The sequence below is a fragment of the Helicobacteraceae bacterium genome (assembly GCA_031258155.1).
Taxonomy (GTDB): domain Bacteria; phylum Campylobacterota; class Campylobacteria; order Campylobacterales; family SZUA-545; genus JAIRNH01.
Genome location: JAIRNH010000051.1, coordinates 1 through 10,125, shown reverse-complemented (window position 1 = coordinate 10,125; position 10,125 = coordinate 1). Strand labels below are relative to the sequence as shown.

Here is a 10,125-nt window from a genome sequence, read left to right as displayed (position 1 = left end):
AAGCTAGTAGCGATCGGCGATCACGCGTTAAACGGCGACTATCCCGCGCCCTCTTTTTATTCGTAACGCCGCCGTTTTTTTTGGAACGCCGACGATAAGCCGCCCTCTGACTTGTCGTTTTATTTGTAGCGCTTCGGCGGCTTAACGCCGCCGCTCGTTTTAGATCGCGGGAGTTCCGTCGTTCCCGCGCCCCCTATCGCTCCGCGCGAGTATGGCTAGAGAAGCGTGGACGAGGGCGGGGGGATTTACTTTCATGCGAAGGGCTTTTGGCGCGGAAAGTTTTGCTTCGCTATAAAGGCTAGGCGAAGCGAGCGTAATCGGCGCTGAAAGTCCTTCTACGCTAAATCTCTCCAAGCGGGTTATTACGCTATCGAGTTTTCGTAAATTCAAGTAAAATGTTCGCGTATCGAGGGCGATTGCGTTTGCCGCTTGAGAGAGATTATCGCGTATTTGCCGTTTAAGCCCCGCTCGCGGTTAATTTGATTAAAAAATGTGCGGCGGTTTTGAATGTTTTTAGGCTAGTCTTACGCAGTCCAATATACATAAAAGGGAAACAATGGCAAAGATCGGCATATTTTACGGTAGCGTTTCAGGGCATACGGCTAAGGCGGCGGAGACAATCGGCGGCTTATTAAGCGAAAAACACGACGTAACGGTCGTTAATATGGAAGACGTCTCGTCTTTGGACGATCTACTCGAATACGACAACCTGATTTTAGGCAGTTCGACTTGGGGACAAGGCGATTTGCAAAACGATTGGCGCGATCCGTTCGCGCAGATGGACGAAGCGGATTTTTCCAATAAAACCGTCGCGCTTTTCGGCGCGGGCGACAGCGATAAGCATGGCGAACATTTTGCCAGCGCTCTGGGCGTTTTGTATGACAAGATCGTCGAGCGAGGCGCTAAGGTTATAGGCGAAATAAACGCGGACGATTACAAGTTTAAATCCTCGCTTGCTTTGAGAAACGGCAAAATTATCGGGCTGGCGTTAGACGAGATCAACGAACCAAATAAAACAAAAGCGCGAATCGAGGCGTGGGTAAAGGCAATCGACAACGGCTTTATTTAACGGGCAAAACGTCAAACGTTACTTATTGTTAACCGCCAGAGTTGATAGCCGGCGCGGGCAAGATCGCTAGACTTGGCGCGTTTGCTAATAGCGCCAACCGCCCTATTAGTCCCTAGCCAGCGCCTCGATCGGATTTAACCTTGAGGCGTTGCGCGCGGGCGCGTAGCCAAACAATACGCCCACGATCGTAGAGAAAATCAAAGCCGCTAAAACCGCGTTGGCGGATAAAATCATATGAAACTCAGCAAAAAATTGGTTAAAAATAAGCGCTAAAAACCACGAAAAAGCCACGCCGATAAGACCGCCCGTTAACGCCAGCAAAACCGCTTCCGTAAGAAATTGAAGCAGTATATTTTTACGTTTAGCGCCGATCGCCATTCTAACGCCAATCTCTTTTGTCCTTTCGGTTACCGATACAAGCATTATATTCATCACTCCCACGCCGCCCACGACAAGCGATATAAAGGCGATTGACGAAACTAGAAGCGTTAAGGTATCGGTAAAATCCTCTAGCAGTTTTCTAACGCTGTCGCTATTAAGAGTGAAAAAATCTTTCTTGCCGTGAATAGCGGTTAAAACTTTTATTAAGCTCTCTTCGGCTAAATGCGAATTAACTTCGTCGGATATTTTTATCGTTATCCCCATTATATCCTGATTTCCGATTATCTTATACATCGCGGTAGTATATGGAACGTTTATTTCGAGATTGGAGTTAGGCGGTCCAAAGTCGTCCTCGTCGGACATAACGCCGACTACCTTTAGCGGTCGCTTATTAAAAGTAATGATCTCTCCGATCGGATCGCGCGCGCCAAAAAGAGTTCTCTTGGTATTTGAATCTATAATGGCGATCGCCGCCGCGTTTTTGACTTCAAGCGCGTTAAACTTTCTACCGGTTGTAAGTTTTTTGCCGCCGATCTCCAGAAACTCCGCGCTAACGCCCTGCAAAGAGGATCGCGCGCTTTTGTTTTTGTAGAGCAGCAAGCCTTCAAAGGCGACGAGCGGGCTTGCGCTATCGACATAATTCAATTTTGACAGCCGAACCGAATCGCTAGGTTTAAGCGTTTTAATTTTTTCCGCGTTCTTATCTCCAAACCCGTCGCCCGGAAAAACCGTGATCGTGTTTGTCCCCACCGATTTTGCCCTGTTTATAATATACTCTTTCGATCCCGTTCCAAGCGCGATAACCGTAGCCGTAGAGGTTATGCCAATAATAATGCTTAGCATAGTTAGAAACGATCGCATCTTATGCGCGGACATAGATTTTAGCGAAGCCTTAAAACTTTCGACAAATTGAAGCGCGAAATAGTTAAAACCGTTTTTAATCTCGGGCGATTTTATTTCGGCGACTACGCGCATAAGAGGAGCGCTTCTCGTATCCGATGCGACGCTTCCGTCTTTGATCTCGATAACTCTATGCGCGTAAGAGGCAACGTTATGATCGTGCGTTACCAAAATAATCGTGCGTCCGTTTTTGTGCAAATCCTTAATAACGTTCATAACATTTTCGCCGCTTTTACTATCGAGCGCTCCCGTCGGCTCGTCCGCTAATATCACCTCCGCGCCGTTCATAAGCGCGCGGGCGATGCTAACTCTCTGTTGCTGCCCTCCGGAAAGTTCGTTTGGCTTATACGGCAGGCGATCGCCTAGTTGTAGATCGTTTAATAGTTTCTTTGATTTCTCCTCTCTCGTTTTGCCGTCTATGCCATAGTATGTCGAGGGGAGCGCCACGTTTTCTAACGCGCTTAAATGCGATAAAAGGTTGTATCTTTGAAATATAAATCCGAAGGTTTCGCGTCTTAATTCCGCCATCTTATCCGCGCCGGCGTTCGCCGTCTCCGCGCCGTTTATCTTATAGGAGCCGGACGAAGGCAGATCCAAACAACCGATGATATTTAGCAAGGTTGACTTTCCAGAGCCGGATTGTCCGACGATCGCGACAAAATCGCCTTTGTCAATTGATAAAGTTACATCTTTAAGCGCGTAGGTCTTTTCGCTCTTGCTTTCATAGTATTTGCTTAGATTATTTATCTCTATTATTTTCATAACACGTCCAGATCTTCGGGGATTTCCTCCTCCTTCTTTTGTAACTCTTTAAGCGACATTTGGCTTACGATAACCTCCTCTCCCTCTAAAAGCCCGCTTTTTACTTCGATATACGCATTGTCCGACACGCCCGTTATTATCTCTTTTTCTAAACTCCTTTTATCCTCGATTACGTTAACGAATTTTCGTCCGTTTTTCTCGCTAACCGCGCTTGTGGGAATCGTCAAAACGTTTTTCGCGCCCTCTATTTGTATATCACTTTGCGTCGTCATGCCTATACGAAATTTGCCCTCCTCGTTAGGATATTCGATTCTCGCGTAATAGTATATCGCTTGATCGGACTCTATAACGCCGTTATATTTATCGTTTGTCAGCAGGGTAAAAGCTGGATCGATAGATTTGATAAAGGTTTCATATACGGTATCCTCCGAGAGAATAGAAAATCTCGCTTTTTGCCCCTCTTTTATCTTTAATATATCGCCTTCTGAAATCTCTATGAGTATTTCGACGGAACTTAAATCGGCGACCTGCGCGATCGACGGCGTGTCAAACGAGGCGTTAAGCGTCTGTCCCGCCTTTACCGGAAGCGAAACGATCACGCCATCGATTGGCGCGATTATGGTCGAGTAGGCGAGATTTTTCTTAGCGTTTTCAAGCGATATTTCATTCTGTTTTATTAGCGAGATATTCTCTACGACTCGGCTTTTAGCCGCTTCGTATTCATTTTGCGCCTCTTCATACGCCTGCTTAGACGCGGCGGAAGTTTCAAGCAACGTTTTTGTTCGGTTGTATTTTGATTCCGCCGTAGCAAGAGCGATTTGGGACGATCTTAACTGAGCGTTGTAGCTTTCTAGCTTAGCCGCTATAACTTTCATCTCGTTTTGCTGTTCGGTCGAATCGATTTTGGCTATCAAATCTCCTTTCTTTACCTTATCGCCCATTTTTACGTTTATCGTTTCGATCTGACCGGAGACCTGCGCTCCTACGTTTACTAGCCGTATAGCGCTTATCTGCCCTACGGCGCCGATCGTATTTTCTATATCCGCGATCTTAGCTTTTTCGGTTACATACGTCATATCGTCCGAAGCGTTGGCAAATATATAATACGCGATCGCTATCGCCGCGACCGATATTGCGATCAAAACTTTTTTCATAATTTCTCTCCCTTGCTTTTGTTGATATATTTTTCCAGTATTTGATTAACGACTTTAGTCGCCTCGTAAACCTTTTTGAGATCCGATCTATCCATAGGCTCAAAAAAGTTAATAATATACCGCCTTACGCGCCCTATAACGTCTTTAATTTTTTCTTTCCCTTTTTGACTTGTCGAGTAGTAGGCGCCTCTTCTGTCTTTCGCGTCGATCTCTCTAATAACTAGCCCTTCCGCTTCCATCTGACCGAGCATAATGCAGATCGACGAGGCGGATAGATCCATGCGTTTGGACAAATCCTTAAGCCTTGTCCTGCCGCTTTCGTTTAGTTCCTCTAGGATATGAAACTGCCTATGTTCTTTCTTGCTGAAAAACAGGTGTATCAGTTTCACCGCTTCGTGCATAATCTCGTGATTTCGCTCAAGCTGTCTGACTAGGTCCTCTATGTAGTCCATGCTTTTCTCCTGCTTTAGATCATTTATATATGAAATAATTTTATTTTATAATAGTTTAACAAAAAAATAATTTATTTCAAATAATAATTTACAAAAAAAATGAAAAACGGGAGAGTTTAAACGATGTTGAGCGGATCCATCTCTATGTCCGTCCATTTGCCCCGCGCGGCTCTGCCGGCTATGATCAGCGCTCTAGCGGAGCGGCTTCTAAGCAGTATATGAAAACGGAACTTGTTCTTTATGCGGGCGATCGGACACGCGCCGTAGCCGATCGTTTCAACCTCGCCGATACCCTTTAGCGCTTGGACGATCTCCTCTAGTCGATCTCGCGCTTTTTGCTCGTCGGCGATGCTAACCACCGCGCGCAAAAGCCTGACGCTCGGCGGATAAAGCGGCTCGCGCTTTGCGATCTCCTCCTTGAGAAACCGCTCGTAATCCTCGACATACGGCGCGAAGCAATCGGGGTTTGCCGTCTGCGCCAATACTAGCGCCTCGCTTTTACGCCCCGCTCTCCCCCCAAGTTGTAGCAATAGACTAACCGCGCGCTCGTAAGCGCGGTAGTCGCTCTGCGCCAAAAGATAGTCCAACCCCAACGCAACGGATAGCTCCACCCCGTGGTAATCGTGTCCTTTGGACAGCATCTGCGTGCCGACTAAAATATCTATTTTGCGATCGTTAAACAACGCCAACGTCTTTCGTAAGTCCGCGTCGTTTTTAATAGCGTCGCGATCAAACCGCGCGATCGCGGCATGCGGCAGAGCCTCTTTTAACAGCGCCTCCGCTTCCGCCGCGCCGCGCCTATGCGCCGATAGCTCTTCGCAAAAACACTTAGGGCATATGCGCGGGATCGGCAAAACGGCGTTGCAGTAATGGCAAACTAACGCGCGTTTGGCGCTATGCACGCTCATTCCCACGTCGCAAAACGGACATTTAACGCTTTCGCCGCACTTTTGACAAACGAGATACTTAAAATTAGCGCGCGTCGGCAGAAAAACAATCGCCTGTTTTTTGCGTCCGATCGTCTCTTTTAACGCGGAAATCGCCTCGTCGGACGGCGCGTCGATCGCGTTGGATATAAAGCGAAAACGCCGCGCGCCCTCCTTGAAAAACTGCCCTTTTAAGCGAAAGGTTTCAAATCGGCTGAAGCTGACCGCCGAAGGGGTGGCGCTACCAAGCGCGATCGGGATATTCAGCGTTTTGGCAAGAACGACGGCGCAATCGCGGGCGTTAAACTTAGGCGTGCGCGACGATTTATAGCTTTCGTCGTGTTCCTCGTCGATCGCAATCGCGCCAAGATTTGGCATGGGTAAAAACAGCGCGCTTCTAGCGCCCGCTACGACGCGAACCTCCCCGCTCGCGATCGCCGATAGGGTTTTGCGTTTTTTCGCGGCGGCGATTTTAGAGTGCCAAAGCGCGACAAGCGAGCCGAAGCGCTTTTTCAAGCGGCTTTCGACCTGCGGCGTTAAGCTAATTTCAGGCATTAAAAAGAGCGCAGTTTTGTTCTCGTTCAAAACGCGCTCAAAAAGTTTCATATATATTTCGCTCTTACCGCTACCGGTATCGCCAAAAAGTAGCGTAGGTTTTGGACGATTGATAAAGTTAAAAGCCTCTCGTTGAGAGTCGTTAAGATCGATAAGCGCGTCGATCTTTATCGGTTCAATCTCGCTCTTTCGCGCGCTAGTAAAAAGCGTAAGCGCCTCGCCGATCTCGCAGATATAATATTCGGCGATAAACTTCGCGGTTTTAAGATACGGCGCCGAAATAAACTCGTCCGAAATCTCTATAATCTTTTCGCATTCAAACGGCGGCTCGTCGCGCGTATTTAGCACGATCGCCTCTTGCGGTTTGCCGTTAAGCAAAACCGTAATTTTCGCTCCGTTTTCGATAGCGATTTCGCTTTTGTAAGTTAGCGGCGCGAGCCTAAATCCGATTAGCGCCGCGTCGTAATAAAACAATCCTAATCCACCCGCGACGGGCGCAAAGCAAAAAAGGTTTTCTCCAACTCCTCAATCGCGTCGAAGCGTTTCTTGCAGACAATCTTGCCTTCGCATAAAATCCACGTTTCGTCGCCTAGCTTATGCGCCAGCTCCAACGAGTGCGTGCATACGATCAGCGCGTGGGTTTTGGCTAACCCGACAAGCAAGGACTCGATCTCCTCGCGCCCAAAGGGATCAAGCCCGCTAGTAGGCTCGTCCAAAACTAGCGTTTTTGGCTCGCCAAGCAGCGCGATCGCCAAAAGCAGGCGCTGCTTCATGCCCTTCGAGTAGGTTTTGATAGGTTTTTTTGGATCGGCGCGCAGACCGACGCGATCAAACAACCGGGCGGTATCGTAGCTTTTTTTGCCGCGCAGGTTCGCCATCAAAGCGAGATAATCCGCCGCTCGCGCTTTGCCCGTCAGCCACGCCGCCTCCGGAGCGTAGCCGACCTCGCGGCGATCTAGCGGCTCGATATGCTCCGCGAAATGCGGCAGAAAGGGGTGTTGATCCAACCTGTTATAAAATCCGAGAATATAGCTAATAAGCGTGCTTTTGCCCGCTCCGTTGTGTCCTAGTAAAGTCATAGCGCGATTATACCATCTACGTTTTTGCGAGATTATCCAAATTATCCAAGCGTCGCGCGCGACTAAACGCGCCGCTAGAAATTAACCTATAGCGCCCGACGCTAGAAAACGGTCAAAATAGTCGCGTCAGGGCGCTAAAAACCTCCAAAACTCCGATAAAGATCGTCTTTTAGGCTTTTTCATTCACAAATCGCGCTTTTTCGCCTTGGCAACAATACAAAAGCGGCGCGTTTGCCTAGACTGCTTATGGGCTGAAAGCGCGCGATTATTTTGTGGAGCGCGAACGTCAACCAACGCCCCGCGTTTGTTTAACGATAGTTATCAAGCGGTAGCGACGGCTTAAGCCGATCGCTCTACTCGTATCTAAAACCCGCTAGGCTTAAGCCTAACGCAAGGGGCTGAAATACGCCTTTATTAGCCGTCGGTTTTACCGATTAGCTTTTTATATAGGAGCGTTTTGCTAGAATTTCGTTTTTCTTGCGGACAGATGGGTGAGCGGTTTAAACCACGTCCCTGCTAAGGACGGATATTCGGTAACGGGTATCGAGGGTTCGAATCCCTCTCTGTCCGCCATATTACGCGCTTAAATCAGTCAAATCATTGTAGTAACAACCCTCTCTGTAGGTATATTGTAGGTACAAAAATGACGGCTTTAGGCGGTAGATACGCGAAAACTTATAGTCAGCTTTGTCGGGTTGTTAAAAAAAGATCGTATCCCATCTTGGCTTCTTTATTTATCCCCATTCACAACCCCGCCGTGACTTGTTGGCGCCGTAAGGACGTAAATAAAAGCGATTCTTGGAGCGCTTAAATGCGACTTTCAGGCAAAAACGCGCGATCGCGTAGCCTTTGCTCCTCTCGTTATACCCGCAAAAGAGGGAATCCATCTTTCTCGCGTCTTCGGCGTATTTGGATACCCGTTTTGCTCCACGATTACGAAGCTCGCGCTTCGATCGCTCCGCGCGGATATGACGGGAGGGCTGTATGACGCGGGTTGAAACGTCGACGGCGTTCGGTTGCCGTTTATATAGTTTTATGCGCTCTTTGACCGATGGCGTTGCTTGTCATTTCCGCGAAGCGCCCGCCCCGATATGTTTAGCTTTTTGTTGCTTGCGTTAACCGTAAAGGCGCGGTATCTATATGCGGCGTAACGCAAACTTTCGCGTTGCGAGGGTTCAAAGATTGTTTAAGGGGCGTTTTATGCCCAATACCGCAAAGGCGATTTTCTTCATCGAGCAATTTAAGATTGCCGAGTTTTTTTGCCATGCGCGCGTCCTTTATAGCGCTCGATCGCCATCAAACTATAATAAGCGCTCGCGCAAGAACGTATAACTAAATTATTTATTTTGCGGTTTCAATTGGTTTTCTCAAAAACGAGTAGGGCGGCAAAGGCGCGGGCAGCAAAACGGCGTTTGTATTGCCGGAGTGAATTTCGCTTAGCGATTTGCCGCTTGTCGTTATAATTTGATCTAAGCGCAAAAAATAGCGATCGCCTCGATTGTATATCTGCCCGCGATCATTCTTTACGGGCGCTATTTGCGATCGCGGCGGCGGCAAAATCTCCAACTCCTCGCCGATCGCCGCTTTGCCTAGCGCGTGAAACGTTTCTTGGTTTTCGTCGATCATGGCGACCACTTGACTGCTCCCGTCGCTTTGGCTCGTAAGCAAGTTTTGATCGGCGCGCTTCTCGTAAGGGCGCTTGATCAAAAAGCCGTCCGAAAAGCCGCGATTTTTTGTCGTCGCAAGCTCCGTCGCGTATTTCGACGATTCAAAGCAGCCGTTTGCAATATCGTCTAGCGCGAGCCGATAGGCGCGGGTTACGCACGCGGCGTAGTAGCCGCTTTTTGTGCGCCCCTCGATCTTTACGCCGTCGATCGCGCCGCTTTTGGCAATCGTCTCCAGATGAGCGATCAGGTTAAGGTCTTTGGCGTTGAAAACATAGCTGCCCTCCTCGCTCTCTTCAACGCGCATAAGCGTTTTTGTGTCGGGATTTTCCACGAAAATCGTATAGGGAAAACGGCAGTCGTTGGCGCAACTGCCGCGATTTGCCACGCGCCCCGTTTGCAAACTAGACACGAGACAGCGCCCGCTATAGGCAAAACACATCGATCCATGGACAAAAACCTCGATTTCAAGTAGGGGCAACGCGGCTTTGATCGCCTCTAAATCTTTAAGGCTCGCCTCCCGCGCGGCGATAATCCGCTTTACGCCGAGATCAAAATACGCTTCCGCGTCGAGAACGTTTAACACATTCGCCTGCGTGGAGATATGAACGGGAATATCGGGCGCGATCTTGAGCGCCAGCCGCGCCGCGCCCGCGCTTGAGACGATAAAAGCGTCGGGGGCAAAGTCGCGCATTTGCGCCAGATGGTTTTCAAAGAGTTTGATCTGCGAATTGAACGGAAAGCCGTTTGCCGTTACATAGACCTTTTTGCCCAGATTGCGCGCGTAGGCGATCGCCTCGCCAAAACTCTGCGGCGTGAATGATTTCGCGCTTCGCGTCCTTAGCGAAAAGTGGCTAACGCCGCCATATACCGCGTCCGCGCCGAAGGCAAGCGCGATTTTTAGCTTGGTCGGATCGCCGGCTGGCGCAAGCAATTCCATCTGTTTTATCATTGGCGAAAGTTATCTTAAACAAGCTGAAGCGACGCGCCTTGATCGCGATCGGCGCTATCAAACGCGACCGAACAAAACGCGCGAATCAATCCGCACGCGGTTTTATTCTACTTTAAGGTTGTATTTCGCTATTATTTCACGCGAGAAATCTGGTTTAATTCTCAAAATCAAAAGGAGTAACCATGGCAAACGCAATCAGCGTAAATCCTAGCATGACGGGGGGGGGGGGGG

At 48.8% G+C, this 10,125-nt stretch carries 7 protein-coding genes and 1 tRNA gene; 2 read left to right on the top strand and 6 right to left on the bottom strand.

Annotation, left to right across the window (positions count from 1 at the left end; all coding sequences use genetic code 11):
• Positions 1-556 precede the first annotated feature (556 nt).
• Entirely contained in the window at positions 557-1,069 is a 513-nt protein-coding gene (locus tag LBF86_06720; GenBank protein MDR0665196.1) for a flavodoxin, read from the top strand.
• Between the two features lie 105 nt (positions 1,070-1,174).
• Here the strand turns inward: LBF86_06720 and LBF86_06715 are convergent, their stop codons facing one another.
• The 5 genes from LBF86_06715 to LBF86_06695 form a co-directional block, all read right to left on the bottom strand.
• Positions 1,175-3,106, bottom strand: coding sequence for a MacB family efflux pump subunit (locus tag LBF86_06715; GenBank protein MDR0665195.1), 1,932 nt, complete (start codon positions 3,104-3,106; stop codon positions 1,175-1,177).
• Between the two features lie 2 nt (positions 3,107-3,108).
• Positions 3,109-4,266 (bottom strand): efflux RND transporter periplasmic adaptor subunit, encoded by a 1,158-nt coding sequence (locus tag LBF86_06710; protein MDR0665194.1) that lies wholly within the window; start codon positions 4,264-4,266, stop codon positions 3,109-3,111.
• Positions 4,263-4,718: a MarR family transcriptional regulator gene (locus LBF86_06705; GenBank protein ID MDR0665193.1), complete on the bottom strand. Its 456-nt coding sequence runs from the start codon at positions 4,716-4,718 to the stop codon at positions 4,263-4,265. Before LBF86_06705 ends, LBF86_06710 begins: the two co-directional genes overlap by 4 nt.
• Before the next feature lie 116 nt (positions 4,719-4,834).
• Positions 4,835-6,673 carry a primosomal protein N' gene (locus tag LBF86_06700; protein ID MDR0665192.1) on the bottom strand — a complete coding sequence of 613 codons (1,839 nt, stop codon included), beginning with the start codon at positions 6,671-6,673 and terminating at the stop codon, positions 4,835-4,837.
• Positions 6,674-6,675: 2 nt separating this feature from the next.
• Positions 6,676-7,278 carry an ABC transporter ATP-binding protein gene (locus tag LBF86_06695; protein ID MDR0665191.1) on the bottom strand — a complete coding sequence of 201 codons (603 nt, stop codon included), beginning with the start codon at positions 7,276-7,278 and terminating at the stop codon, positions 6,676-6,678.
• A gap of 481 nt (positions 7,279-7,759) precedes the next feature.
• Between LBF86_06695 and LBF86_06690 the strand changes: the two genes are divergently transcribed.
• A tRNA-Ser gene (locus LBF86_06690) sits at positions 7,760-7,851 on the top strand.
• 768 nt (positions 7,852-8,619) lie between these two features.
• Here LBF86_06690 and LBF86_06685 read toward each other — a convergent pair.
• The gene (locus LBF86_06685) at positions 8,620-9,882 is read right to left on the bottom strand and encodes a U32 family peptidase (protein MDR0665190.1); all 1,263 of its coding nucleotides are present in this window, start codon (positions 9,880-9,882) and stop codon (positions 8,620-8,622) included.
• Between the last annotated feature and the right edge of the window lie 243 nt (positions 9,883-10,125).